The organism is Lichenifustis flavocetrariae (assembly GCF_026130545.1).
GTDB classification, from domain to species: domain Bacteria; phylum Pseudomonadota; class Alphaproteobacteria; order Rhizobiales; family Beijerinckiaceae; genus Lichenihabitans; species Lichenihabitans flavocetrariae.
The window spans coordinates 310123-336718 of the sequence record NZ_JAMOIM010000002.1; the positions used below are offsets into that span (position 1 = coordinate 310123).

Sequence of the window (26596 nt, forward strand, 5' to 3'; positions counted from 1 at the left end):
GGCCCGGCCGCGTTGAGATACGAGGTCAGAGCGACAGGATTGACATGACGAGATTGCTTGGCGTTTGCGGTTTCATGGCCGCGTCGCTCCTGGCGCTCCCGGTATCGGCCAGCGCGTCAGATGGGGATCCCCTCTCGGCATCGAGATGGAAGCAACGTGTGCTTCTGGTCATGGCCGTGCAGCCGGGCGATCCGAAGCTTATGCGGCAGCGCCAAATCTTTCGCACCATGGGAGCGGGGGCTCGCGAACGCGACCTCCGGCTCGTCGAGGTCGTCGGCGACACGCCGAGAGCGGCCGAACTCCGTCGCCGTTTCGATATCGACGGCCTTGCGTTCCATGCCATTCTGGTCGGCAAGGACGGAGGCAACAAGCTGACCTCCGACGTGCCTCTTGACGCCGACACGCTCTTCCCGCTGATCGACACCATGCCGATGCGGCAAGAGGAGATGCGCGGTGGAAGATCCTAACCGGCGCCAAATTGTCTAAAGCCTTCGAGGGACATTCTCCGTCACCTCCTCAGACAATTCGAGCGGACCTGAAAACGGTCAGGCTTCCGCGGGGGTTCCAGACTCCACAGCCACCTGCCGCGCAGCGATACGCCGGGCGATAAACGCACAGGCAATCAACTGCACCTGATGGAAGATCATCAGCGGCAGGATGGCGATGCCGACGGAAGCCGCCGGCAGCAGGACGCTCGCCATGGGCACGCCGCTCGCAAGGCTTTTCTTGGAGCCGCAGAACAGAATGGCGATCTCGTCCGCCCGGTCGAAGCGGAACAACCGCCCGAGCAGGGTCGCCGCCACCATGATGACCGCGAGAATGGCGAGATCGACCGCCACGATAAAAAGAAAATCATCGACGGAGAGCTTCGTCCAAATGCCGTTTTTTACAGCCTCGCTGAACGCCGAATAGACCACGAGAAGGATCGAACCCCGATCGAGCGGTGCGAAAAGGTGGCGATGGCGGGTGACGAAGGCGCTGGTCCAGCGGCGCAGGAGGTGGCCGACGACAAAAGGCAAAAGGATCTGCAGGAAGATCTGGCCCATGGCATCGAGCGAAACACCCCCCTTCAAATGCAGCAGCAGGGCCACCAGAGCCGGCGTCGCCACCACCCCGATCACATTCGACAGCGAAGCGCTGCAGATGGCTGCGGCGACATTGCCACCCGCGATCGACGTGAAGGCGATCGAGGACTGCACCGTCGATGGAAGCACGGCGAGAAACATGAGGCCCGTGCCGAGGATCGGGTCGAGATGTGATCCCAGGGCCTGCACCACCGCAAGACCCAGAAGGGGGAACAACCCGAAGGTGATGCTGAGAACCAGGAGGTGCAGGCGCCAGTTGCGGATGCCGCCGAGGATCGCCTCCCGGGACAGGCGCGTCCCGTACATGAAAAACAAGAGCGCGATCATGACGTTCGTGAAGAGGCCGACGCCAACGGCGGCCTCACCCCGGGCGGGAAGGATCGTGGCGAGGCCGACGGTGCCGACCAGCAGCAGCGTAAAGCTGTCCGGAAGCATCAGGCGCATCCGGTGAAAACGAGTTTTTGTCATGCTGCTCATGGAATGAAAAGCGGCGCGCGACGGCCTGTCGATTACGCCTAAGCTGGTGCCGGCATCGAGTCTTTCGGGTTACCGGCGGGAGGCGGTGGCACAAGCTTGCGGGTCGCCTGGGCCAGCCAACGCCGCACGATAGGTTCGACGAGCGGCGACACGATTCGGCGTACCACGGCATGGTAGCTGTCAAGCCAGGCGATCTCCTCAGCCGTCATCAAGGCGGGCTCGACAAGGTTGAGGTCGATCGGTGCGAAGGACACGGTTTCGAAACCGAGCATCGGGCGCTCAGCGCCTTTGATCTCGCGCTTTTCGACGATGAGCAGATTTTCGATCCGGATGCCCCAGGCGCCCGCCTTGTAGTACCCCGGCTCGTTCGAAAGGATCATGCCTTCCACGAGCGGCGTGGTCCCGGTCTTGGCGATCCGTTGCGGCCCCTCGTGCACCGAGAGGTAGGAGCCAATGCCATGGCCGGTGCCATGGTCGAAATCAAGCCCGGCCGCCCAGAGGAACTGGCGCGCGAAACTGTCGAGTTGTGCGCCTGACACACCCACCGGGAACACGGCGCGGGCGATGGCGATATGGCCCTTCAGAACGCGCGTGAAACGGTCCTTCATCTCGGCTGTCGGCCGGCCCACCACGACCGTCCGGGTGATGTCGGTCGTGCCGTCCTCGTATTGCGCGCCGCTGTCGATGAGGAAGATGCCCTTGCCGATCGCCAGGTTCGATTCGGTCGTCACGCGATAGTGCGGAATCGCCGCATGGCGGCCGAAGCCCGCGATCGTCGGAAACGACACGTCCTTGAGGGCCAGAGTCTCGCGCCGGAACGATTCGAGCGCTTCGACGGTCGAGATCTCGGTCAGCTTGCCGGTCGGCGCCATCTTGTCGAACCAGTGCAGGAACCGCACCATGGCGACCGCGTCCCGCAGATGCGCGGCGCGCGAGCCCTCGCGCTCGGTCTCGTTCTTGGCCGCCTTCAGCAAGGCGATCGGATCGAGACCGACGTCGGGCTTCCCGCCGGCCTCGGTGAGCACCATCTTCAGCTTCGCGGGAGCGGTCGCAGCATCGAACCGCAGGGTCGCGCCATGCGTACCAAAGGTCGCGAGATCCTTGGCGAGTTGGCCGGGCTCTTCGATCGTGACCACGTCTTCGAGCTTGTTCCGCACGCTGTTCGAAAGCTTGCGCCCATCGAGGTAGAGCGTGGGGCGCCCTTCGCGCGGCACGATCGCGTAGCCGAGCGGTAGCGGCGTATGGGGCACGTCCGAGCCGCGGATGTTGAACAGCCAAGCGATTGCATGCGGGTCTGTGACCACGAGGCCGTGGCAGCCTTTCAGGGCTTTGCGGATGGCGGCGAGTTTGGCCTCGGTCTTCTGGCCGGCCAATCGCTTGCGGTGCAGCGACACGGCGCCGAGCGGCGCGGCCGGCCGGTCGGGCCATATGGCGTCGATCGGATTGTCGTCGACCGCCACGAGTTCAGCCTCGGCTGCCTTGCAGGCCTGCGCCATTCTGTCGACCTGACCGGGCGTATGCAGCCAGGGATCGTAACCGAGCTTCTGGCCAGCCTTCAGGTTCTCTTCCAGCCAGCGTTCGGGCGGTGTGTCGATCAGCGACTCGGGCGTGAAGGCGCTCGTGTCGACCTGCTCGCGCACCTGGACCGTGTAGCGGCCGTCGACGAAGATGGCGGCCTGCCTGGCGAGGACGATCACGACCCCGGCCGACCCGGTGAAGCCAGTCAGCCACGCGAGGCGCTCGGCGCCTTTCGGCACATATTCATTCTGGTGCTCGTCGGCTCGCGGCACCAGGAAGCCGTCGAGGCCTCGCCGTTCGAGTTCTTGACGCAGCGTGGCGAGGCGGGCCGGTCCCAACGAGGGGTCCGCGACTTCCGTGAAGGTTTGAAACACACTTTCGAACATGCAGCGACACTACTGCGCGCCCCGCCTGCCTGCAACGCACGTTGAGCCGGGCGGTGTTGTTGGCTCGGAAAGCTACGCATTCGGGGGATGGGCAACTCCGCGTGAACTCGCACGATCATGAGCGGCGCTCGCTTTTTCAATGGCGTCGCCATAGGCGAACGCCCAGGCGCAAAGAGCCTCGAAGGGCTGGCGCAGCGAATGGCCTAATGGTGTGATCGCATATTCCACACCGATCGGCGCTGTCGGGAGAACGGTTCGCGTGACCAAGCCGTTGCGTTCCAGTCGCTTCAGCGCGTCCGCCAGCGCCTTGTGGGTGATGCCGTCGAGCCGCCTCTTGATCGCGTTGAAGCGCGACGGCTTCGGACAAAGCACCGTCAAGATCATGATGGTCCACTTGTCGGCGATCTTATCCAGCACGGGGCGCAGGCGCGCCATATCTGAGAGGGCCTGCTGGGATAGGAGTTCGGGGTCGGTATCGTCCGCCATATCTAGGCTACTCACGGTGCGTTCTTGATAGCAGATATAGTGGGTATATCTTCCAAGTCATCGTTCAAGAAGGGATATGACGATGGCAGGAATGACGAACAAGGTGGCGTTGGTCGTGGGCGGAGCGAAGGGCATCGGCCTTGCAATCGCGGACCGGCTGGCTGCGGAAGGCGCGAAGGTCTTCCTGACCGGACGTCGCGCCGACGAGGTCGAAAAGGCGGCGGCGAGCATCGGCCGAGGCGCACGGGGCCTAGTCGCAGACGCAAGCGTACCGGAGGATATGGAGCGTGTCGTTGCGACGGTGCGGGAGGGGCAAGCCCGGATTGACGCCCTGGTCCTCAATGCCGGCATGTCGGAACCCGCGACCCTGATCGACGAGAGGCCCGAGCATTTCGACCGCCATTTCACAGTCAACGTCCGAGGCCCCGTCTTCGCGTTGCAGGCGGCGTTGAGCGCGATGGGCAGTGGCGGTTCGGTCGTGCTGGTTGGTTCGATCGCAGATGCGGCCGGCATCTCCCCCTACGGAACCTATGCGGCCACAAAGGCGGCGCTGCGCTCGTATGCGCGTACATGGACCGTGGAATTGGCGCCGCGCGGCATTCGCGTGAACGTCGTAGCTCCCGGCCCGACCGACACGGACATGATGGCGAGGGTGTCCGACGAAGGACGCGCCGCGCTCATCGCGCCGATCCCGCTTGGCCGCATGGCGCGCCCGGCCGAGGTGGCAGCGGCCACATTCTTCCTGCTCAGCGACGAGGCGAGTTTCATTGCCGGAGCCGAGTTGTGCGTCGACGGCGGCATGCGTCAAGTTTGAACCCACCGCGCCGGGCTGAGTTCGATGCGTCTCCGCCGCCGCGCATCTGTCCGGCAGCGGTAGGCCGCCGACAAGCCTGAGCCGCAGTCGCGCGCCGAACTCTCCTCCAAGGCGCAGGACTTCAATCAGGCCTATTTAAGCTGCGCCTAAAGGCGCCACAATCAACGGTCGACATCCCCCTCAAAGCGCAAAGTCGAGATTGTAGAACCTCTCCCCGATCTTGCGCCGCACCCATGGGGGGGCGGCCACCAACCCGAACACGATGGCGACGTTGGCGAGCCGCCGCTTGAGCGAAAGCCGGGGCATACTCAGGAACGTGCGAGCCGCGCGGGTGGCGCAGGCCAGGGCCGGCGCCTCGGGAAGACCGAGCGACGTGATCGCACTGCCACGCAGCGTGAGGTAGAGTTTCAGCTCATAGGCGCCGTCAAGGTAAGCCCATCGCGGCAGAACCATGTCGCGCGCCGCCGCGAGTTTTCGGGCGGTCGCCTGGGCATGATAGGAATAATAGAGGTGCATCCGGGCCCGGCTCACGGGCTTGCGGGCATTGTAGATGGTCAGATTGCTGTCGTGCACCCGATAGGCCCCAAGCGCCCGTTCCGAATGGCGCGTTCGACCGACGACCGGGGCCGAATAAGCGAGGCACGCGTCGATCGAGTGATAGCCGAGGCTCGTGGCCTCGCGGAAGACGGTCTCGACATAGGATCGCGCGTAGGCATTGCCCGAATTGGGCGCGGCCGGCACGTAGCCGCGTTCAAACAGGCTTTCGAGCTGCTGCCCCTCCTGGCAGAAGACGTCGTCGGGCCAGTAGCGATGCTCGAATTCACCGTTGCGAAAGATCTGCAAGCGGTAGTGGAAGGCGACGAGGTCCGGCGTCCAGACGCGCGCAATCTCGGCACAGGCGTCCGGCAGCAGGAAATCGTCGGCGTCGAGGAACACGACCACGTCGCCTGTCGCGAGTGCGAAACCGGTTCGCGTCGCGGCGGCTTGGCCCGCATTGACCTGGAACACGGACTTGACGGTCGGGTAGCGGGCGATGATGTCCCGGCTGGCATCCGTCGACCCATCGTCCACCACGATGCATTCGACCTGGGCGTAGGTCTGCGTCACGATCGAATCCAGACACTGGCCCAGATAGGCCGCATAATTATAGTTCGTGATGATGATCGAGATGGTCAGCGGCGCCGCCATGGCCAATTCACCGGGGGGTCGGGGGGAAGAGCGCCGCCGTGAGGCGCGCCAGAGAGGGAGACTTTGAGGCGCCGGCCACCACAGATCGGAAAAGCGCTTCATATTGCGAGGCGGCGACATCGACATCGAAGTGTCGCGCGCGGGCGATGCGGGACGCCGGATCGCCCGGCTCTTCAAGAGCCCTGGAGATCGCGGCCGCCAGGGCCGCCGGATCGTCGTGCGGAACCAGGGTTCCATAGGTCCCGTGCGAGAGGATTTCGCGCGGCCCGTCGCAATCGGTCGCAACCACGGGAAGGCCATGCGCCATGGCTTCAACCAGAACGAGACCGAACGACTCGCTGCGGGACGGCAGGACGAAGCACTTCGCCTGCTCGAAATAGCGCCAGGGCTGAGTCACATAGCCCGGCATCTCGACGCGGCCCCGCAAGCCAAGCCGATCGACCTCCACGAGAAGGTTGCGGCGCTCCGGGCCGTCGCCGATCAGCACGAGCCGCGCTTCAGCGTCGTTCATGGCCGCGAAAGCGCGGAGAAGGCCGGCGAAATTCTTGTAATCCGCGAACCGACCCGCCGCCAGCACCACGGGCGCTCGGGAGCGGAGCGCTGTGTGGTCCACCGGTCGTTCGGCGCCTTCTGCCAGAACAGGATTGTAGATCCGCAGGCTGCGGGAGGGCGACGCCCAGCAGCTGTCGCGAAGATAGCGCAACAGTCCGTCCGACACGCAGATGGTTCGTGCGGTCAACCGCGTGAGAAGAGCGGCCAATCCGAAGCCAAGCTGGCTGAGACGCTGCGGTTCGCTCCCGGCATAGCCATGATAGGTCAGCACCGTCCGGCCCAGGCACCCAGCCAAAAGCGCGGCGAGCGTCAGCTTCACATTCGAAGCCGACAAGGCGGACAGAGCCACATCGGGCTTCTCGGTCGCGAGAAGCCGCGCGAGACGCCCAATCGTCTGCGCATGCGAACCGCCGAGAACCACGAGCCGGACGTTCGGCTGCAGGTAGGTTCGATTCTCCTCCGCCTCGTAGTCGACAGCCAGGATGACCTCATGGCCCCTCTTCGCGAGGCTGGATGCGAGGACGCTCCACACGCGCTCGGCGCCACCGCCGGCCAGGGCATGAATGTAGAGGACAAGCCGCAAACTCTTGGTCATCTTGGTCGAAGCATCTCACGCGGTCCAAAGAGCCGTGGTTCGGTTCTCCGTTGAGCTGCGGTGGAGCAACGGCCGTACCGCCTCTGCTAGGCGCGCCCAGAAGTCTTGTGGTTTGGTAAAATTGCAGGCGAGAAAGCCGCGATACCGATGAAATACGGCGGACGCCGCGGTCTCTTTGCTTGCAGATTATGTGTCATGCCGGGTGATACACGCGGCCATTCGCCTCGTTTTGGGACAGGGTAAGCGCGCGAATCCGCGAGTGGGCAAAAGGGTCGCGGGACGCGTGTGCAATTCGGCTGGACGCAGGATGCCGGGATGCCCACAATGTCAACCATGATAGCCGGCGTGCACCCTTCAGGCGAACGAACCTCACGATCCGAGCCGCGGGTGCTCAGGGCAACAATCGACGACAGGCTGGCGGAGCTGCTGCCAGGTTCCCACGAACCGGACAGTCTCGGCTCGGCGCTCCGCTACAGTCTTCTCGCGCCGGGCAAGCGGATCAGGCCTATGCTGACCATCATGGCCGCCTGGGAAGTCGGACCGCGGGATCTCTCAGCGCTCGATGCCGGCTGCGCGCTGGAGATGGTGCATGCCGCCTCTCTCATTCTTGACGATATGCCGGCGATGGATGACGCGCCGGAGCGGCGGGGACAGGCTGCCACCCATGTGCGCTTCGGCGAGGATGTGGCGATGCTGAGCGCGATCGCGCTGCTCAATCAAGCCTATGCGACGATCGCCGGCATGGAGACGGTCGATGCGTCGACGCGCTGTGCGCTGATCACCATCCTGACCCGAGCGGTCGGACTGCAAGGGCTGGCGGGGGGACAATATTCCGATCTGCGCCCCGTCGAACGTCGGGAAAACGCCATCGCGCGCACCACGCATCTGAAAACCGGCACGCTGTTTGTCGCCGCCGTCGAGATGGCGGCCGTGATCCGGCGGATGAACGACGATATGGCTTCAATCTTACGCGGTTGCGCGACTGAACTCGGCCAGGCCTTTCAGCTGATTGACGACTTCGTGGATAGCAGTACGTTTTCGTCTCCCGGCCGGCCTGAGGATCATGGCAAGGCGACGTTCCTGGCAATCCTGGGTCAGGAGGCCGCTCGCCGTCGACTGAGGGGCCATATGGACGGCGCTCTCAACGGCCTTCATCCGGCGGGCCCGCTTGCAGGGTTCCTGCGCTCCATTTTCGAGAGCGCGTCGCTGTCGCCGGAGGCCGCGTGCTGAGCGCGCTCTTCAGCGGCGGTGTCGCATTGGCGGCCTTCCTGACCATGGAAGTTGTCGCTTGGGCCGCGCACAAATACCTCATGCACGGCATGGGATGGGCATGGCATCGCTCCCACCACGAGCCCCATGAGGGATGGTTCGAGGTCAACGATCTCTATGCCGTGGCATTTGGCGTGGTGGCAGTCGCGGGCTTCGTGTTGCTGGCACCTCGCTGGCCCACGTTCTACTGGATCGCGCTTGGTATCACGGCTTATGGACTGGCCTATTTCGTGGTGCACGACGGGCTTGTCCATCAGCGCTGGCCCTTTCGCCACAGGCCCCGGAACCGCTATTTGAAGCGCCTCGTGCAGGCCCATAAGCTGCACCATGCCGTCGACGGACGGGACCATTGCGTGAGCTTCGGCTTCCTGTATGCGCCGCCGGTTCGACGTCTGAAGCGCAGGCTGACCGAACTCAATCCCGCGGGCCTCCGCGGCGAGGCGGCGGAATGACGACCCAAGCGCAAACGCGATCTCGCGGTCGCATCGGCCAAAGCGCGATCGGCCTGACGCTTGCGGCCGCGATCGTGTCGGCTTGGCTTTGTGGTCACGTCTATGCCGTGTTCTTTCATCGCTGGACGCCCGCCGGGATCATCGCGGCGCCCTTCGTGATGGCGCTGCAATGCTGGCTGAGCGTGGGGCTTTTCATCGTCGCCCATGATGCGATGCATGGGTCGCTTGTCCCCTTCCATCCTTTGGTCAACCGGACGATCGGTCGTCTCTGTCTGATCCTCTATGCTGGCTTCTCCTACGATCGATTGATCACCAAGCATTTCGATCACCACCGACACCCTGGAACAGCACTCGATCCCGACTACAACGCGGAAGACCCCGAGCATTTCTGGGGATGGTATGTCGCGTTCTTTCGCCGGTACTTCGGTTGGCAGCCGTTCCTGACGATCAATGTCGTCACTTGGTTGTATTGGGGCTTGTTCGGCGCCAATCTCGCCAACATCCTTCTCCTATGGGCTGTGCCGGCAATTCTCTCCTCGGTGCAGCTCTTCTATTTTGGAACCTATCTGCCACACCGACGTGAGGAGGACGGGTTCGTGGACGGCCACAATGCGCGAAGCAGCGGCTATCCTTGGCTGCTCTCACTCCTCACCTGCTTTCATTTCGGCCACCACCACGAGCACCATGCGGCGCCGCATGTCCCCTGGTGGCAATTGCCTCACACCCCACTTCGGTGAGCGTCGGCGCCGGCCGTTCGAGGTTAGGTGTCGGCTGCGCAACGGTGCCGAGGTGGCGCAGGCCGCGCCTGTCCGCCAAGCCGACCTGTCGATGCCGCTCTCTTGCGCCAGCCTGCTGTTCGGGTGAGCGCAGATCGGCGCAGCGAGCACAACTCACGCCTTCGACATAGTGAGGCGAGGCACGATCGGCCGGCGTCAGGGGCCAGCGGCAACCATAGCAGAGCGCGACGTCGGCCGTTTTCAGGCCGGCCCCGACCGCGACCCGACCGTCGAACACGAAGCAGTCACCCTGCCAAAGGCTCTCCTGGAGCGCGACACGTTCGAGGTAGGACAGGATGCCGCCTTTCAGCTGGTAGACGGTTTCGAATCCCTGATCGAGCAAGTAGGCGCTGGCCTTCTCGCACCGAATGCCGCCCGTGCAGAACATGGCGACGGCCATGTGACGCTTGGGGTCGAGTGCCTCCTCGACGAAGGTCGGGAAGTCGCCGAACGATGCGGTCCCGGGATCGATGGCGCCCGCGAACGTGCCGATCGCATGCTCGAATCCATTGCGAACATCGATGACCGGGATCGCAGGATCGCGGAGCAGGACATTCCAGTCTTCGGCTTCGACGAGCGTTCCGGTCCGGGCATTCGGATCGGTCCCCGGCACACCCAGGGTCACGATCTCCGCCTTCAGACGCACTTTCATGCGGAGGAAGGGCAGCGCGTCACAGAAGGAGGTTCGCACGTTGAACTCGGGACAACCCACGTGCCGGCGAATCTCCTCGACTGCGGTTTCAAGCCTCTCTGGCACACCCGCGAGCGTCGCATTGAGGCCCTCAGGGGCCAAAAGCAGAATCCCTTTGATGCCGTGGCGGTCGCAGATGTGCTGCAGCGGCGCCCTCAGGGCGGCGCATTCAGGCAGCGGTATGAAACGGTAGAAAGTCGAGACGGCAAAGGTTGGCATGGGGCAAGCTAATGTGAACAGATCGCGCTTACAGCCTGTCGAACGCTTCCGCAAACTCTCTCTTGACGGCGCGTGCTAACCTTCAGGCGCCTCGAAAGGCAGTCGCGAGGGCTTCGAGATCCGTCGGCATGTCCGAACGGAACATCAATTCTTCCTCGGTCACCGGATGCGTGAAACCCAGGGTCGAGGCATGGAGGGCCTGGCGCCGGAATGCCAGGACGGTGTCCCGACCCGGGGAACAGAGCCGCTCCGCCTTGGTCCGAAAGCCAGCGCCGTAGACCGCGTCGCCGACGAGCGGATGGCCGATCGCAGCGAAATGGACACGGATTTGATGCGTCCGGCCGGTTTCGAGACGGCACTGAATTCGGCAAGCCAGATCCCCGAAGCGCGCCTCGCGCCGCCAATGCGTGACAGCGTGACGACCCCGATCTTCCGGCACAACCGCAACCTTGAGACGGTTGTGCGGATCGCGCCCAAGCGGCAAGTCGATCATGCCATTGGTCCGGTCGGGCACACCCCAGATGAAAGCCTGATATTCGCGCACCAGAGAGCCCGATCGGCCATGGTCGGCGAAGAGAGCCGCCAGTCCCGCATGCGCCGCATCGCTCTTCGCCACGACCAAGAGCCCCGACGTATCCTTGTCGAGGCGATGCACAATTCCCGGCCGCTTGACCCCTCCGATCCCCGACAGGGTGTCGCCGCAATGGGCGATGAGGGCGTTCACGAGAGTTCCGTCCGCGTGGCCGGCAGAAGGGTGCACGACGAGACCCGCCGGTTTGTCGAGCACCAAGAGGTGCCCGTCCTCGAACACGACGTCGAAAGGGATCACCTGCGCCTGCGGAAGGGCGGGAGTGGGTTCGGGGACATTCAAGGACAAGATGGTGCCGAGCGGCGGCTTCTCGCTACCGGAGCGGGCCACGACGTCACCGACCCGCACGTGCCCATCAGCGATCAGCCGTTGCAACCGCGTTCGCGATAGGTTCAAGCCGGCCGCCTCGGCGGCATCGGCAAGAATGCGGTCGAGCCGCTGTCCTTCCCGACCTTGGTCGATCGAGACGTGAAAAAGGCCGGTGCTCACACCGGCCCTACGACTGGTTCGATCGGCCGAAGGCTCAGACGTGACCGAGCCTTCGAAACCGCGTGAAGGAAAGGCAATCTCAGTGGAGGCTCACGGTTTGCAGCTGGTGTTCCCAGGCGTTGGCCACGGCCGCATCCTTTGAATCCGTCAGCATGATCGGCACGCCGTCAGCCCCAAGCAGCAGAAAGAGGTCCAGGCCGGGCTGGATATTCGAGACCTGCGGGAAAAGCCTCGAAACGTCGTCCGATTTGATCGCCTTCACGTAGGCGATCGCACCCTGCCCCAGATGGGCAAAATCGTCCGGAGACAGCGGCGCCTGATGGGTGTCTTGGATGTTCATGGTCAACTCCTTACATGGCGGTCCCGAAGGCCCCGCACTCCCCTTGCGCACATGCAGTCTCGCACGGGATGTCTTATCGTTCGTTTCTAGATTTGGTTGCCGAAGCCTATCGATTCAAGAGCGGCGATTTGCCCGGCTGGTGTGGAGGATCGGACACGTCTCAGACCATGCTGCGAAGAATGCGGTCCGGCGGACGATGGCCATCCACAAAGGACCGGATGTTGACGATCACTCTCTCACCCATTTCGATCCGTCCTTCGATCGTGGCGGAACCCATATGGGGCAGCAGTGTTACACGCCCGGCCTTGGCGAGGCGGACCAGCTTTGGCGAGACGGCCGGCTCCTGCTCGAAGACGTCGAGTCCCGCCCCGGCGAGCTCGCCGGCCTCCAACATACGGGTCAGGGCCGCCTCGTCGATCACCTCGCCACGCGCGGTGTTGATCACGATGGCGTCCGGGCGGAGGAGTTTCAGGCGCCGCGCTGAGAGAAGATGATAGGTCGCCGGCGTATGGGGGCAGTTGATGGATACGATATCCATGCGGGCCAACATCTGGTCGAGCGAATCCCAATAGGTCGCCTCGAGCTTCGCTTCGACAGCGGCCGGCACGCGATTGCGGTTGTGATAGTGGATCGAGAGCCCGAATGCCCTGGCGCGTTGAGCCAGGGCTTGCCCGATGCGGCCCATGCCGACGATCCCCAACCGTTTGCCGGTGATCCGATGGCCCAGCATGAAGGTCGGCGACCACCCGGACCACGTGCCTGCCGGGACGAGACTGGCCCCTTCGACGATCCGGCGCGCCACAGACAGGATGAGCCCCATCGTCATGTCGGCCGTGTCGTCGGTCAGTACGCCGGGTGTGTTCGTCACCGTGATGCCACGGTCGAGCGCCGCACCAACGTCGATATTGTCGATCCCGGTGCCGAATTGCGCGATCAGCTTCAGGCGGGGTCCGGCTTCCGCGATCAGCGCCGCTGGCAGACGATCCGTCACCGTGGGTACCATGACGTCGATGTCCTGCATGGCCTCACGTAAGGCCGGCGGACTCATCGGCGCATCGGTATCGTTAAACCGAACATCGAAGAGCTCGCGCATCCGCGCTTCCGTTTGGTCGTGCAGCTTTCGCGTCACGAACACCCGCGGCCCTGCCTTTACGTTCGCCTCCATTGCCCAACCCCCGACCGCAGGCCTGCCCGATACAAGACCGCGCGACGCTCACGAAGTTCCGCCATAAAGCTGCCCCGGCTCTCAGCGCTAAGCGAGCTTTAACCATCTCACAAGCATCTAAATCCGTAACCCGCCCGACGGCCTTCGGCCGACAGGCTTCCCAATTTTGCATGGGATCCGATGACGCACCATCGACAAAGCCGCATGATGGCAAGCCGCCCGCACCGTCGTCAGGTCCTGGCGCGCGCGGCGTTGCTGGTCGGTTGCCTGTTTGGAACCGCTTTGCCGGCGCGGGCCCAGCAGGTCGGGACTGCATCCGGTCTCCCGGTGCCGCGCTACGTCAGTCTGAAATCCGATCACGTCAACCTGCGGGAAGGCCCTTCCAAGGAGCATCGGACGCTGTGGATCTACCAGCGGGCCGGCTTGCCGGTGGAAATCACCGCCGAGTTCGAAACCTGGCGCAAGATCCGTGATTCGGAAGGAACGGAGGGCTGGGTCCTCCATTCGCTTCTGTCCGGTCGTCGGACCGCGCTTGTGGCCCCTTGGAAAAAGGAAGCGCTACTGCCGCTGCGCTCGTCCGCCGCCGATGGAGCCGGCCTTGCCGCCAACCTGCAGGCGGGGGTCCTGGTCAATGTGAAGCGCTGCGACGGCTCGTGGTGCCGGGTGTTTGGTGACAATTTCGACGGCTACATGCTGCAGACCAACCTCTGGGGCGTCTATCCCGACGAGCATATCGATTAGGCACCACCACAAGGCCGTGCCGACATTCCGCCGGTGCAACCGGCTCCGTCATCAAGGCGCCTTGATAGCCCGATCGCAGGGTCGACGGATTCTCAGATCAGACCCGTTCAATCGACCGAAGCGGCAGTTTCCAGGCGAAACGGGTTCGCCGGATAGACACCGAGAATGCGCACTTCGCGTGAAAAGAACGCGAGCTCTTCGAGGGCACGGGCAAGCGCCGGCTCCTCCGGATGGCCATCGACATCGGCCAGAAACTGAGTCGCGGTGAACTCACCTTCCACCATGTAGCTTTCAAGCTTCGTCATATTGACCGCATTCGTCGCGAATCCGCCCAGCGCCTTGTAAAGCGCCGCCGGAACGTTGCGCACACGAAACACGAAGGTGGTGACCACCGGGCCGTTGTGGGGCGGCGGCGACACGGGGTCGCGCGAAAGGACCACGAAGCGCGTGGTGTTGTGCGCCGCATCTTCGACGTTCTCGGCCAAAATCTCGAGGCCGTAGATCGAAGCTGCGAGGCGTGGTGCGAGCGAGGCCCTGGTCGGGTCGCCCCACTGCGCCACCTCGCGCGCCGAACCCGCTGTGTCGCCGGCCACCTGAGGCGTGAGACCCAGCTGGCGAATGATCTTCCGGCACTGGCCCAGCGCATGGATGTGGCTGTGCACGCTTTTCAGCCGGTCGAGCGTGGTGCCCGGGACGGCCATGAGTTGGAACCGGATCGGCAGAAAATACTCGCTCACGATGTGCAGTTGCGCATTCGGCATGAGGATGTGGATGTCGGCCACGCGGCCCGCGATCGAATTCTCGATCGGGATCATGGCGAGGTCGGCCGTTCCGCCGGTCACGGCCGCGAAGGCGTCTTCGAAGGTCGCGCAGGGCATGGGGGTCCAGTCCGGATAGACGTCCGTACAGGCGATGTGGGAATTCGCGCCGGGTTCACCCTGGTAGGCGATGGTCTTGGTCATGGTCGAGGTCTCAGAAGTTCGGTCGCGCGTTCGAGATCGTCCGGCGTGTCGACGCCGAACGGCACGGCCGAGACACATTCCACGTCGATGCGCATGCCGGCTTCAAGCGCGCGCAATTGTTCGAGCCGCTCGCGCAATTCGAGCCGGGACGGCGGCAGGGCTACAAAGCGCCGCAGGCAGTCGCGGCGATAGGCATAAAGGCCGATGTGGTGCAGCAACGGTCCGTCGCCCCACGGTACAGCACTACGGGAGAAGTAGAGTGCCCGCAGCCGTCCCGGCCCGACCTCGGTGCCGACGACCTTGACGATGTTGGGATCGGTTCGCTCGGCAGGACGAAGGATGGTCGCGGCGAGGGTCGCCAGATCGACGGCAGGGTCGGCGAGCGGGTCCAACGCCGCCCGCACGGCAGCCGCTTCGACGGTGGGCAGATCTCCCTGGAGGTTCACCACAACGTCATGGCTGCGGTCGGGATCGACGCGCTCCACGGCCTCGAAGATGCGATCAGTGCCCGACGGATGGTCCGATCGGGTCATGATGGCGCGACCGCCGGCCGCGGTGATCACCGAGGCGACTCGATCATCATCGACCGCCACCACAACCGGGCCGATATCGGCCTCCATGGCCCGCCGCCAGACATGGACGATCATCGGAACGCCGTGAATCATGGCGAGCGGTTTGTCGGGCAGGCGGGTGGATGCCATGCGGGCGGGAACGAGGACAATGGGCTTGGGCATCCGGGTCGAAACCAAAACGCCACGGCCTGCGGAAGATCGAAGGCCGCGGGACAAAAGGTGCGCGGGATGCGGCTTATACGTGTTGCCAAGCACGGGTCAAAGTGCGTAATCAAGCGCAAACGGAGCCAGGCAGAGCCAAGGCCGGTGGACGTAAGGGAGCGGCACCCAGGATGATGGATTCATTCGAATTCAACAAGATCGCGGGCGGTGTCCTGGCGACGCTGATGATGACCATGTTGCTCGGCATTTTCTCGGGCATGGTGTTTGGGCCCCACATTCCCGCGAAGCCTGGCTATGAGTTGCCTTCGGCACCCGCGCAGGAAACTGCGACGAATGCGCCGGAGGCGCCCGCTGAGCCTCTTCCGGTCCTGCTGGCCAAGGCCGATCCGGCGAAGGGCCAGGCCCTCGCCAAGGCCTGCGGTGCCTGCCATAATTTCGAGAAGGGCGCTGGCCCCAAGGTTGGACCGCCGCTCTATGGCGTGGTTGGCCGCAAGGTGGCCTCGATGGACGGGTTCTCCTATTCGGACGCCCTGAAGGCGAAGGGTGGGACCTGGACCATGGACGAGATCAACAAGTTCATCACCAATCCGAAAGCCGACGTCGCCGGGACGAAGATGGGCTTCGCGGGCGAGCAGAGCCCTGAGAAGCGCGCCGACATCATCGATTATCTCCACACGCTGTCGGACAACCCGGTCCCCATGCCGAAGCCCTGATTTCCGGCTTCTTCGGAGAATTCATCAGGCAGGGCAGCGCCCTGCCTTTTTGTTGACCAGCCAACGCGTCATCTCCGACGGCATCGTCCCACGGGCGCCCTGCCCGGTCCGGATCACCGACGGAGTTCTGTCCATGCCTGACCTCACGCGCCGCGCCGCGCTGCTGGCAAGCGGCACATTGGTGGCCGCGACAGCCTGGCCTAGCACGCTCTCAGGCCTGTTCGGATCGTCCAGTCTCGCAGCCGAAGGCGAAACGGAAAGCCATGGCCTCTCCGTGTTCGGCGAATTGGCGCTGCCGCCCGATTTCAAGCATCTGCCCTATGTGAACCCGGATGCCCCCAAAGGCGGGCAGATCGCCTTGCAGTCGAGCACGACCGGCGGCAACCAGAATTTCACAACGTTCGACACGCTGAACATCTACATTCTCAAGGGCAATGGCGCCGCCGGCATGGGGCTGATCTCGGACACCCTGATGACGGGCTCGCTCGACGAGCCGAGCGCGCTCTACGGACTTGTGGCCAGGGCCGTGCGCTGGTCATCCGACAAACTCACCTACACGTTCCTGCTGCGCCCCGAGGCGCGCTTCCATGATGGCTCGAAGCTCACGGCGGCGGATGTGGCCTTTTCGCTCAATATCCTCAAAGAAAAGGGGCATCCCGTCATTCGCACGACGTTGCGGCATCTCGATTCGGCTGTCGCGGCTGACGATGGCACCGTGGTGGTCAAGTTGAACCCGTCCCGTAGCCGGGATCTCGCGCTCATCATCGCCGGGCAACCGATCTTCTCGAAAGCCTATTACGAGACTCATCCGTTCGACGAGACGACGCTCGAAGCCCCTCTGGGATCGAGCGTCTACAAGGTCGGTCCGTTCGAACAGGGACGTTTCATCAGCTTCCAGCGCGTGAAGGACTATTGGGCCAAAGACCTGCCGATCAATGTCGGGCAAGGCAATTTCGACGTAATCCGATACGAGTACTTCCGTGAGCGGCAGGTCGGCTTCGAGGGGTTCAAGTCGGCCGTGATCACGTTCCAGGAGGACTTCACCTCGATCAACTGGGCCCAGGGCTATGACTTCCCGGCAGTGAAGGACGGCCGCGTCAAGAAGGAAACGATCGCCGATCAGGCACCGCGCGGCGTTCAGGCCTGGTGGTTCAACACGAGGCGCGCGAAGTTCCGGGATCCGCGCATCCGTGAAGCCCTGCGGTATGCGTTCGATTTCGAATGGACCAACCAGAACATCATGTTCGGGCTGTATCAGCGCACATGGTCCTATTTTCAGAATTCCGACATGGCCGCGACCGGAACGCCCGGTCCGGACGAATTGAAGTTGCTCGAACCATTCCGCGGCAAGGTGGTCGAGACGGTGTTCGGCGAGGCCATCATGCCGCCGGTATCGGACGGCTCCGGACAGGACAGAAAGTTGCTTGGGCAAGCTTTCAAACTCCTCGCGGGCGCTGGTTGCAAGCGCGACGGCAACGTCCTGAAGCTTCCATCGGGGGAACCGTTCACGATCGAGTTCCTGGATTTCGGCGGTTCCCTCGAGCGCCACACCGCGCCGTTCATCAAGAATCTCCGCCTGCTCGGTATCGACGCAACGTTCCGCGTCGTCGATGCGGCTCAGTACCAGTCGCGGGTGCAGGACTTCGACTACGATATCGTGACACAGCGCTATGGGGCGAGTTTCACGCCCGGCGAGGATCTGCGCGTCGCCTATGGTTCGGAAGCCGCCAAGACGCCCGGCTCGCAGAACCTCACGGGCATTGCCGACCCCGTGGTGGATGCCCTCATCGAGAAGGCCCTCGTGGCGCAGAGCCGTGCCGAACTCACCACGATCTGCCGCAGCCTCGATCGCGTGCTCCGGGCCGGCTTCTATGGAGTGCTCATGTGGAACAACCCAGACCATTGGCTTGCCTACTGGGATATGTTCGCACGCCCGCAAACACCGCCGAAATATGACCCAGGCGTTCTGTCGACATGGTGGGTGGATGAAGCCAAGGCCAAGGCCCTAAAGCTGGGCGGCTAGTGCCGCGTCAGAGTATCGGTTCGGCACCAGCCTCATAGAAACGCATCCTGTTTTTAATAACGTTTTAAAATTGCAACTTGTGGAAATCACGGCCATCTTCGATCGCGTCGAATATGACCCTCATTTTGCATATACTTACCGATGACGATTACAAACCCGCAAGATTATGTTACGGTTTTCTACTACGGCTCATTTCTTCCTGTAGCTAACGGCGGCAATACGAGGCTGGTCGAGCTGCTCGATCGTCTACAGGACGAGTTCGAGCGGCTCATTCTCTACTGCTACACAGACCATCCACATGCGCCCTGGAACCTGGAGACCGACGCGGCCTTCAGGGCGCGTTGGCCCGGCATCGAGCTGGTGCTGGAGCGCTACGGCGGTGTGTTGCGCTGGGTCACGCGTGCCAAGAACATCGCCATCGCACTCGCGCCAAAGAAGGCGGCTGGGCTGATCGCCACGCGGATTCCAGGGTCGACGCCTCTGTTCGACGCGGTTTTACGGCGCAGCGGTGTCGTCATCCTCAGCTATACAGAGGCACTCACCCAGGTAAACGGCATCGACGCCGCGCAGTGCCTCGTCGAGACCCATGACGTCAATTTCGTCAAATGGTCCAAGATCCACCAGAGGAGCCCGATGTCGCTCCCCGCACTGCGAAAATTCCGCAGCGAAATGGCACTGCTGGAAACAGCGGGAACCGTCCTGGCCATCTCGCCCGTGGAATACTCCTTCTTCCGGATGATGCTCCACGCCCCGAGGATCGTCTATGTCCCGACCTGGGCAAAACCGGTGCCCCTCCGCTCGCCGGTCGGTCGGACGCCGGATTACGATCTCGTCTTCGTCGGATCGGACTATATCATGAACGTGCGCGGCCTGTGCGACCTGCTTGCGGCGCATGGCTCCTGGCTCTCGCGATATCGAATCGCCGTCTGTGGCCGCGTCTGCGGGGTCGCGGCAGTGCGAAGCGCCGCCGTGCCCTTCCCCAATGTGGAACTGCTCGGCTTCGTCGATCATGTCGAGGATGTCTACCGCCGTAGCCGAGCCGCTCTCTCGACAGTCGATGGCACCGGCACGAAGATGAAGCTTCTCGCCGCCCTTGCGGCGGGCCTCCCGGTTTTCGCGTCACGGCAATCGCGCGACGGATTGCCATCCGGCTTTGAGGAGGCCGTGTTCGACATGGACGAAGCCCATGTCACGGCTCTGCTCGACGATGAGCCGCGTCGTCAGGAAGCCAGCCGCGCGGCTCTGCGCTACCGGGCTGTCCTCAACGAGTCCGGCGAGGCCGCGGGCGTGATCGCGGCGATACGGGCACGGGTGCCGACGAACGGTCAACCGCAGCGAGAAAGCACGCGCGCAGGCTAAGCGGTGCGCCCTCCCGAATTCCGTTTTGCGTCGCGGCGGCTTGCCCTTAGAGTCGCCCGCGATGCTTGCCTATATCGCCCGCCGCCTCCTGCTGATGATCCCGACGATCTTCGGCATCATGCTGGTCTCTTTCATCATCATCCAATTCGCGCCCGGCGGCCCGGTCGAGCGAATCATCGCTCAGTTGCAGGGGCTCGATGGCGGCAACAGGCTCGGAGGGGGCGGCCCGGACATCGGCTCGGCCGCGATCAGCCAGGCTGGTGGAGGCGGTGACCTGTCGTCCAAATATCGAGGCGCCCAGGGGCTCGACCCGAAATTCGTCAAGGACCTCGAAAAGCAATTCGGTTTCGACAAGCCGGCCTATGAGCGCTTCTGGCTGATGATCCGCAACTATGCGGTCTTCGACTTCGGCAAGAGCTACTTCCGTGACACGCCCGTGCTGAAGCTGATCGGCGAGAAGTTGCCCGTGTCGATCTCGCTCGGCCTCTGGATGACGGTGCTGTCCTACGCGATTTCGATCCCGCTCGGCATCGCCAAGGCGGTGCGGGACGGCTCGCGCTTCGATGTCTGGACGTCCGGAGTGGTGATCCTCGGCTACGCCATTCCGAGCTTCCTGTTCGCAATCCTGCTGATCATTCTGTTCGCCGGCGGGTCATTCTGGCAGGTCTTTCCGCTACGCGGACTCACATCCGACAATTGGAGTGAACTCGATCCGTGGCATAAGGTGACCGATTACCTGTGGCACATCACCCTGCCCGTGATCGCCATGTCGGTCGGCGCATTCGCGACCGCGACGTTTCTCACCAAGAATTCGTTTCTGGACGAAATCAAGAAACAATACGTGCAGACGGCACGCATGAAGGGTCTCAGCGAGCGGCAGGTGCTCTACGGCCATGTGTTCCGCAACGCCATGATGATCGTGGTCGCGGGCTTTCCGGGAGCCTTCATCAGCGCCTTCTTCACCGGGGCCCTGCTGATCGAAAGCATCTTCTCGCTCGATGGCCTGGGGCTCTTGTCCTACGAATCCATCCTCAACCGCGACTACCCGGTGGTTTTTGCCAACCTCTACATCTTCGCCCTGCTCGGGCTCGTCGTGAACCTGCTGTCGGACCTGACCTATACGTGGATTGATCCACGCATCGATTTCGAGACTCGGGAGGTCTAAGCGTGACCGACGCCGTCCTCGAACGCGCGGCGCTACCGGCCTCGTCCCCGCTCGCGCCACCCCTGCCACGGCGGGGCTGGCTCGGCCTCTCGCCGATCAACCGTCGGCGCTTGGACAATTTCAAGCGGAACCGGCGCGGATATTGGTCTTTGGTCGTCTTCACGTTATTGTTTGTTGTCTCGCTCTTCGCCGAATTCGTGTCGAACGACAGGCCGATCGTCGCCTCCTACAAAGGCGAAATCCTCTTCCCCTTCGCGCACGATTATCCGGAAGACAAGTTCGGCGGCTTTCTGGCCACGACCGACTATCGCGATCCTGTGATCAGCAAGGAAATCAACGACAACGGCTGGATGATCTGGCCGCCGATCCGCTATTCCTACAATACCCACAACCTTGATCTGCCGGTCCCAGCCCCCTCACCGCCGACCTGGATGCTGAGCGACGCCCAGTGCCGCGCGTCGATCGAGCGACACCACGGAACGCCGCCAGCGACGAAGCCCTGCAACGCCATCGAGTGGAACTGGCTCGGCACCGACGACCAGGGCCGGGATGTCGTGGCGCGGCTGATCTACGGGTTCCGCATCTCGATCCTGTTCGGCCTGATCCTGGCCGGGATCTCGTCGGCCGTGGGAATCGCGACCGGTGCCATTCAGGGCTATTTCGGCGGCTGGACGGATCTGATCTCGCAACGCGTGATCGAGATCTGGTCGTCGCTGCCGCACCTCTATCTGCTGATCATCCTGTCGGCCATCATCACGCCGAGCTTCTTCGTGCTGCTCGGCATCCTCCTGCTGTTTTCCTGGGTGAACCTCGTCCATGTGGTGCGGGCCGAGTTCCTGCGGGCGCGCAACTTCGAATACGTCAATGCGGCGCGCGCGCTCGGCCTGTCGAACGCCAAGATCATGTGGAGGCACCTGCTGCCCAATGCCATGGTGGCGACCTTGACGTTCCTGCCCTTTGTGTTGAACGGTTCGATCACCACGCTGACCTCGCTCGACTTTTTGGGCTTTGGCCTGCCGCCCGGCTCGCCTTCGCTGGGAGAGATGCTGCTGCAGGGCAAGTCGAACCTGCAGGCGCCCTGGCTGGGTCTCACGGGCTTCTTCACCATCGCGATCATGCTGTCGCTGCTGGTCTTCATCGGGGAAGCGGTGCGCGATGCCTTCGATCCACGCAAGACCTTCCGGTGAGAGGTGTGTAGAGTGGCAGGCGAGGAGTTCAGGCCATGAACAGGATCGTTCGCGAGCGCGACCCCGTATCGAAGCTGCCGGAAGAGCTACAAAAAGAGTTCCCGGGGCAGGATGAGGTCACATTGACGGTGGAGACCAGGGCGCCTGACAAGGATGATCGTGAAGGACCAGAACCGCCCTATGGATGGGGTCAGTTCTCACGCTTTCGTCATCTGGCGAAACCTCGATACAAGTCGATGGAGGAGATCGTCTCGCAGGTGCGCGCCATTCGTGACGAGTGGGATGAGCGTGATCGATTGATCGACTCAGGTCGATCACTCGCACGATCTACCTTGACACGAACGCCTTCATTGCCGCTTTCGAGCACGTTGGAACGACCCAGTCACATGTCTGGTCGGTTTTAAAAGCGATCGAGACTGGAGACCTGCGTGGCGTCACAAGCGAGATCACACTCGCCGAACTGCTCCTGAAGCTCATCGTCGACGGTGAAACCGAATTGATCTCACTCTACAAGCACCTTTTCTCCGACCACAACGTCTTCGACGCCGTTCCAACTGGACTTGAGATCCTCTCAGAAGCGGCTCGGATCCGCGCGGGACGGATGTCGATCAAGTTGCCCGACGCCATTCACCTCGCAACGGCGCAACATGCCGGCTGTTTTGCCATTCTGACGAATGATCGCCGATTGGCGACGCCCGGCGGCATACCGCTCGTGACAATCGATCCGACATCGCTCGACCTTCTTCGCAGCCTCAATCCGTGACCATCCCCCTCCTCGCCGTCCGCGACCTCTCCATCGCCTTCACCCAAGGCGGCCGCACCACCCTTGCTGTCGACCGCATCTCCTTCTCGCTCGCGAAGGGCAAGACGCTCGCGCTGGTCGGCGAGTCCGGATCAGGCAAATCCGTGACGGCGCTCTCCATCGCCCGCCTCCTCGCCTCCGGAGCGACCCTTCCCACGGGCGAAATCCTGTTCAAGGGTCAGGACCTCCTCAAGGCGGACGAACGCACCATGCGGGGAATCCGGGGTGAGGCGATCACCATGGTGTTCCAGGAACCCATGACGTCGCTCAATCCGCTTCATCCGATCGAAAAGCAGGTGGGCGAAATCCTGGAGCTCCATGGGACACGAGGACACGCCAAAGTCCGCGAGCGCGTGATCTCGCTTTTGAAGGAGGTCGGCATCCCCGATCCCGCCGGCCGTCTCAGCGCCTATCCCCACCAACTCTCGGGTGGCCAACGGCAGCGCGTGATGATCGCCATGGCGCTCGCCAACGAACCCGACCTGCTGATCGCAGATGAGCCCACCACCGCGCTCGACGTCACGGTTCAGGCCCAGATTCTCAAACTGTTGAAGGATCTGCAAGCCCGCCGCGGCATGGCGATCCTGTTCATTACCCATGACCTCGGCATCGTGCGCCGCATCGCCGACGATGTCGCCGTGATGCAGAAGGGACGCATCGTCGAGGCAGGACCGACCGCCCAGGTCTTCGCGGCCCCGCAGCATGCCTATACGAAGATGCTGCTCGCGGCCGAGCCCAAAGGGGCGCCGCCGCCCGTCGACCTCACGGCCGAGACGGTGCTGACCGTCGACGACCTCAAAGTCTGGTTTCCGATCAAGAAGGGGTTCCTGCGCAAGACCGTGGGTCACGTGAAAGCCGTCGACGGCATCTCGGTCACGGTGCGTCGAGGCGAGACGGTCGGTGTCGTGGGGGAATCGGGTTCGGGCAAGACCACGCTCGGCCTGGCCCTCCTCCGCCTCATCCGCTCGGAAGGCCCGATCGCCTATCTGGGTCGCCGCATCGATGGTCTCGACGCAAAAGCCATGCGGCCTCTCCGGCGCGACATGCAGATCGTCTTCCAGGACCCGTTCGGCTCGCTCTCACCGCGCCTGTCCGTCGCCGACATCGTGGAAGAAGGCCTGGGCGTTCAGAACAAGCGCCTCAACTACGCGGAGCGACGCGAGGTCGTGGCTCGGGCCCTTGCCGATACGGGCCTCGACCCCGCTGCGATGGACCGTTATCCGCATGAATTCTCCGGCGGCCAGCGGCAACGCATTGCCATCGCACGCGCCATGGCGCTGGAGCCGAAATTCGTCGTCCTCGACGAGCCCACCTCGGCCCTCGACATGTCGGTGCAGGCTCAGATCGTCGATCTGCTGCGCGACCTTCAGACAAAGCGGGGACTTGCCTACCTGTTCATCAGCCATGACTTGAAGGTCGTGCGAGCGCTCGCGGCCGAACTCATCGTGATGCGGCACGGGAAGGTGGTCGAGGCGGGGCCGGCAAACGAAATCTTTGCTGCCCCAAGGAGCGATTACACCAAGGCTCTGTTCGCTGCCGCCTTTCGGGTCGAGGCCGTCGCCAGCGCCGCGGTCGCGCAATAGGCTTTCGCTCCGGAAGGTAAGGCCATGGCTGACATGCCCGACGTCGACCCGTCGGTGCTGCTCGAAACGTTGCCGGGCACGCTGACGTCGAATGTATTTTTCGCTTTGCCATGACGTTCGACGCTTATTGGCATTTCGGGCCCTTCGCGGCGGCGGCGAAAGCGGCGAGGGAGACGAAGCGGCAGTCCCTGGTGGAGCTCCAAACGGAGTTGTTTATGGCGGCCCGCGCCTCACACCACGTCGGCGGCCTTGACTACGTGGGGCGCTATAAAGTCCTCTTGCCGCTGTTCCATCGATTTCGGTCCAGCCACAAGGGTGGTGGCGAGTAGCAAGGTGAGGTGCGCATGATCGATCATTTGGGCGTCCCGGCCAGGGATCTTGCCCGGTCAAGAGCGTTCTTCCTGGCCGCCCTCGCGCCACTGGGAATCGGCGTCGTGATGGATGTCACGGCCGAGCAGACTGGTGGCAGCGCCCATGTGGGCTTCGGAGCGAACGGCAAACCGTTCTTCTGGCTCGGCGATGGTCATCCGGCCGGCGGTCCCGTCCACGTCGCGTTCACGGCCGAGACACCCGAGGCCGTGCGGCTCTTCCATCGGGCCGCGATCGCGGCCGGGGGAACAGACAATGGCGCGCCAGGTTTGCGACCGCACTACCACCCCGATTATTATGCTGCCTTCATTGTGGATCCCGACGGCAACAATGTGGAAGCCGTCTGCCATACAGCAGGCTGATTCTGCCGGATCCTCGTCATTCCGCGTGCGTTTGTATCGGTTTTGTTCTATCCTGCCGCTATGCATGAGTCAGACGCACTTTTCACGGCGCTTCGCAATTTAGGTTCCGCCGATGCGGTTCGCGCCATCCAAGATCTGGTTCGCGACGGCTCTGACGAAGAGCTTGCCCGCACCAATCCGCTTTCCGTCGCGGCGGCTGCGGGCCTTCCGGAAGATGCCGTCATCGCTACCTTCCTGCATGCCGCGCGCCTTGGTCTCTTCGAGATGTCCTGGAACGTCCTGTGCCCCCATTGCAGCGGGGTGCTGAATGCGACCACGACATTGAAAACGGTGCGCGAGTCACACTATTACTGTGCCTTCTGCGATGCCGCCGAGGAGCTGCACCTCGACAATCAGGTCGAGGTGAGCTTCACGGTGAGCCCGCGTCTCCGCCACATCGGTGCTCACGATCCAGGCGGCCTTACCTTCTGGGACTATCATCGTCAGGTCTTCTTCGGCTCAGGCGTAGCCTTTCCGAAACGGGCCGTTTTCGATGCGTTGGCCCAATCCTGCATGCTTGAAACGCTCGAAGTACGACCCGGTGAGCGGATGATCCTGACCGTTCAGCTGCCGGAATCGCCGGTCGTCCTGTTCGACCCCATCACGCATACGGCGCACCTCGCGGCCGTGGAGGGTGAGCCAACGGTGGAGCGACAGGATCTCTCGATCCTGTTCGACAGCCTTCATCCCAATGTGGGGCGATCGGTCTTCCGGCCAGGCCCGCTCCGCGTGTCCTTCGACAATCGAACGCAGGAGCGGGCGCTCCTCGGTGTCTACCGGGCAGGGCCTGAACTCGACGAGATGATCGGTGGCCGACGGCCGTTCTTGACCGCCAAGCACCTGCTGAGCAACCAGACGTTCCGGGACATCTATCGCACCGACACGCTCGACGTGGATCAGCGCCTGAAGATCATGAGCCTGACGTTTCTGTTCACGGACCTGAAAGGGTCGACGGAACTCTATGAGCGTGTCGGCGACCTCGTAGCCTACGATCTTGTCCGTGCCCATTTTCGCCTTCTGCACGAGATCGTCGCCTCGGAATCGGGCGCTGTGGTCAAGACCATCGGCGACGCCGTCATGGCAACCTTCACGACGCCGGATCGAGCCGTCTCGGCCGCCCTGCGCATGCAGGATTCCATGCGGCAGCTCAATGCCGAGCGCGGCGCTGAGGATCTGACGCTCAAGATCGGCCTGCACGAAGGGCCGTGCCTCGCCGTCTCCCTCAATGATCGGCAGGATTATTTCGGACAGACCGTGAACATCGCTTCACGTGTGCAAAACCTCGCGACGAGCGACAGCATCTTCGCGACGGAGCCGATCCTGTTGCACGCAGCCTCGGCCGATCTCCTGGCCTCCCGACACATCGGCTCGAGGCCCTGGACCCAGGGGCTGCGCGGGATCGGAGACCGCGTACCGGTGTTCGAACTTGCGGCCAGCGACGTCTGACGCGCAACATCTTCATGAGG

26 protein-coding genes and 1 pseudogene are annotated in these 26596 nt (G+C 63.2%); 16 read left to right on the plus strand and 11 right to left on the minus strand.

Annotation, left to right across the window (positions count from 1 at the left end):
- Positions 1–44: 44 nt before the first annotated feature.
- Positions 45–467 (plus strand): DUF4174 domain-containing protein, encoded by a 423-nt coding sequence (locus tag M8523_RS04935; protein WP_282583715.1) that lies wholly within the window; start codon positions 45–47, stop codon positions 465–467.
- A 78-nt stretch (positions 468–545) separates the two neighbouring features.
- On the opposite strand, the gene M8523_RS04940 is transcribed toward M8523_RS04935, so the two are convergent.
- The 3 genes from M8523_RS04940 to M8523_RS04950 form a co-directional block, all read right to left on the minus strand.
- Positions 546–1529, minus strand: a complete 984-nt coding sequence (locus tag M8523_RS04940) for a bile acid:sodium symporter family protein (RefSeq protein ID WP_282583827.1) — start codon at positions 1527–1529, stop codon at positions 546–548.
- A 71-nt stretch (positions 1530–1600) separates the two neighbouring features.
- The gene (locus M8523_RS04945) at positions 1601–3466 is read right to left on the minus strand and encodes an aminopeptidase P family protein (protein WP_282583716.1); all 1866 of its coding nucleotides are present in this window, start codon (positions 3464–3466) and stop codon (positions 1601–1603) included.
- A 72-nt stretch (positions 3467–3538) separates the two neighbouring features.
- A complete protein-coding gene (locus M8523_RS04950; protein ID WP_282583828.1) occupies positions 3539–3952 on the minus strand; it encodes a winged helix-turn-helix transcriptional regulator in 414 nt (137 codons plus the stop codon).
- A gap of 82 nt (positions 3953–4034) precedes the next feature.
- Between M8523_RS04950 and M8523_RS04955 the strand changes: the two genes are divergently transcribed.
- Positions 4035–4766, plus strand: coding sequence for an SDR family NAD(P)-dependent oxidoreductase (locus tag M8523_RS04955; RefSeq protein WP_282583717.1), 732 nt, complete (start codon positions 4035–4037; stop codon positions 4764–4766).
- 180 nt (positions 4767–4946) lie between these two features.
- Here M8523_RS04955 and M8523_RS04960 read toward each other — a convergent pair whose 3' ends face one another.
- Together M8523_RS04960 and M8523_RS04965 are read right to left on the minus strand one after the other, a co-directional pair.
- Entirely contained in the window at positions 4947–5954 is a 1008-nt protein-coding gene (locus M8523_RS04960) for a glycosyltransferase family 2 protein (protein ID WP_282583718.1), read from the minus strand.
- A 7-nt stretch (positions 5955–5961) separates the two neighbouring features.
- Positions 5962–7101 carry a glycosyltransferase gene (locus M8523_RS04965; protein WP_282583719.1) on the minus strand — a complete coding sequence of 380 codons (1140 nt, stop codon included), beginning with the start codon at positions 7099–7101 and terminating at the stop codon, positions 5962–5964.
- Positions 7102–7488: 387 nt separating this feature from the next.
- Here M8523_RS04965 and M8523_RS04970 point away from each other — a divergent pair, with 387 nt between their 5' ends.
- The 3 genes from M8523_RS04970 to M8523_RS04980 are packed head-to-tail and all read left to right on the plus strand — an operon-like array spanning position 7489 to position 9559.
- Positions 7489–8331: a polyprenyl synthetase family protein gene (locus tag M8523_RS04970; RefSeq protein ID WP_282583720.1), complete on the plus strand. Its 843-nt coding sequence runs from the start codon at positions 7489–7491 to the stop codon at positions 8329–8331.
- Positions 8325–8822, plus strand: coding sequence for a sterol desaturase family protein (locus tag M8523_RS04975; protein WP_282583721.1), 498 nt, complete (start codon positions 8325–8327; stop codon positions 8820–8822). Before M8523_RS04970 ends, M8523_RS04975 begins: the two co-directional genes overlap by 7 nt.
- Positions 8819–9559, plus strand: a complete 741-nt coding sequence (locus M8523_RS04980) for a fatty acid desaturase (protein ID WP_282583722.1) — start codon at positions 8819–8821, stop codon at positions 9557–9559. Before M8523_RS04975 ends, M8523_RS04980 begins: the two co-directional genes overlap by 4 nt.
- 43 nt (positions 9560–9602) lie before the next feature.
- On the opposite strand, the pseudogene trhO reads toward M8523_RS04980, so the two are convergent.
- The 4 genes and pseudogenes from trhO to M8523_RS05000 form a co-directional block, all read right to left on the minus strand.
- Positions 9603–10508, minus strand: a pseudogene (gene trhO, locus M8523_RS04985) (oxygen-dependent tRNA uridine(34) hydroxylase TrhO); the annotation flags it as partial.
- Between the two features lie 82 nt (positions 10509–10590).
- Positions 10591–11586: an RluA family pseudouridine synthase gene (locus tag M8523_RS04990; RefSeq protein ID WP_282583724.1), complete on the minus strand. Its 996-nt coding sequence runs from the start codon at positions 11584–11586 to the stop codon at positions 10591–10593.
- A gap of 79 nt (positions 11587–11665) precedes the next feature.
- On the minus strand, positions 11666–11926 hold the full coding sequence (locus M8523_RS04995) for a BQ00720 family protein (RefSeq protein WP_282583725.1): 261 nt from the start codon (positions 11924–11926) through the stop codon (positions 11666–11668).
- A gap of 160 nt (positions 11927–12086) precedes the next feature.
- Positions 12087–13091 (minus strand): 2-hydroxyacid dehydrogenase, encoded by a 1005-nt coding sequence (locus M8523_RS05000; protein WP_282583726.1) that lies wholly within the window; start codon positions 13089–13091, stop codon positions 12087–12089.
- Positions 13092–13295: 204 nt separating this feature from the next.
- Here M8523_RS05000 and M8523_RS05005 point away from each other — a divergent pair, with 204 nt between their 5' ends.
- Positions 13296–13832, plus strand: a complete 537-nt coding sequence (locus M8523_RS05005; protein ID WP_428349842.1) for an SH3 domain-containing protein — start codon at positions 13296–13298, stop codon at positions 13830–13832.
- A gap of 107 nt (positions 13833–13939) precedes the next feature.
- Here M8523_RS05005 and M8523_RS05010 read toward each other — a convergent pair whose 3' ends face one another.
- A complete protein-coding gene (locus tag M8523_RS05010; protein WP_282583727.1) occupies positions 13940–14794 on the minus strand; it encodes a prephenate dehydratase in 855 nt (284 codons plus the stop codon).
- A complete protein-coding gene (locus M8523_RS05015) occupies positions 14791–15528 on the minus strand; it encodes a 3-deoxy-manno-octulosonate cytidylyltransferase (RefSeq protein WP_282583728.1) in 738 nt (245 codons plus the stop codon). The genes M8523_RS05010 and M8523_RS05015 overlap by 4 nt, the downstream gene beginning before the upstream one ends.
- 170 nt (positions 15529–15698) lie before the next feature.
- Between M8523_RS05015 and M8523_RS05020 the strand changes: the two genes are divergently transcribed.
- The 10 genes from M8523_RS05020 (at position 15699) to M8523_RS05065 (ending at position 26576) form a co-directional block, all read left to right on the plus strand.
- The gene (locus M8523_RS05020; protein ID WP_345894222.1) at positions 15699–16241 is read left to right on the plus strand and encodes a c-type cytochrome; all 543 of its coding nucleotides are present in this window, start codon (positions 15699–15701) and stop codon (positions 16239–16241) included.
- Between the two features lie 133 nt (positions 16242–16374).
- The gene (locus M8523_RS05025) at positions 16375–18264 is read left to right on the plus strand and encodes an extracellular solute-binding protein (protein ID WP_282583729.1); all 1890 of its coding nucleotides are present in this window, start codon (positions 16375–16377) and stop codon (positions 18262–18264) included.
- A 141-nt stretch (positions 18265–18405) separates the two neighbouring features.
- The gene (locus M8523_RS05030) at positions 18406–19623 is read left to right on the plus strand and encodes a glycosyltransferase (protein ID WP_282583730.1); all 1218 of its coding nucleotides are present in this window, start codon (positions 18406–18408) and stop codon (positions 19621–19623) included.
- Between the two features lie 61 nt (positions 19624–19684).
- A complete protein-coding gene (locus M8523_RS05035; protein WP_282583731.1) occupies positions 19685–20788 on the plus strand; it encodes a microcin C ABC transporter permease YejB in 1104 nt (367 codons plus the stop codon).
- A 2-nt stretch (positions 20789–20790) separates the two neighbouring features.
- Positions 20791–21975, plus strand: coding sequence for an ABC transporter permease (locus tag M8523_RS05040; RefSeq protein ID WP_282583732.1), 1185 nt, complete (start codon positions 20791–20793; stop codon positions 21973–21975).
- A gap of 325 nt (positions 21976–22300) precedes the next feature.
- Positions 22301–22738, plus strand: coding sequence for a type II toxin-antitoxin system VapC family toxin (locus tag M8523_RS05045; protein WP_282583831.1), 438 nt, complete (start codon positions 22301–22303; stop codon positions 22736–22738).
- Positions 22735–24360, plus strand: coding sequence for an ABC transporter ATP-binding protein (locus tag M8523_RS05050; protein WP_282583733.1), 1626 nt, complete (start codon positions 22735–22737; stop codon positions 24358–24360). Before M8523_RS05045 ends, M8523_RS05050 begins: the two co-directional genes overlap by 4 nt.
- A gap of 110 nt (positions 24361–24470) precedes the next feature.
- Complete coding sequence (locus tag M8523_RS05055; protein ID WP_282583734.1) at positions 24471–24689, plus strand: hypothetical protein; 219 nt, start codon at positions 24471–24473, stop codon at positions 24687–24689.
- Between the two features lie 15 nt (positions 24690–24704).
- Positions 24705–25091 (plus strand): VOC family protein, encoded by a 387-nt coding sequence (locus tag M8523_RS05060; RefSeq protein WP_282583735.1) that lies wholly within the window; start codon positions 24705–24707, stop codon positions 25089–25091.
- A gap of 60 nt (positions 25092–25151) precedes the next feature.
- The gene (locus M8523_RS05065) at positions 25152–26576 is read left to right on the plus strand and encodes an adenylate/guanylate cyclase domain-containing protein (protein WP_282583736.1); all 1425 of its coding nucleotides are present in this window, start codon (positions 25152–25154) and stop codon (positions 26574–26576) included.
- The last annotated feature ends 20 nt before the right edge of the window (positions 26577–26596 follow it).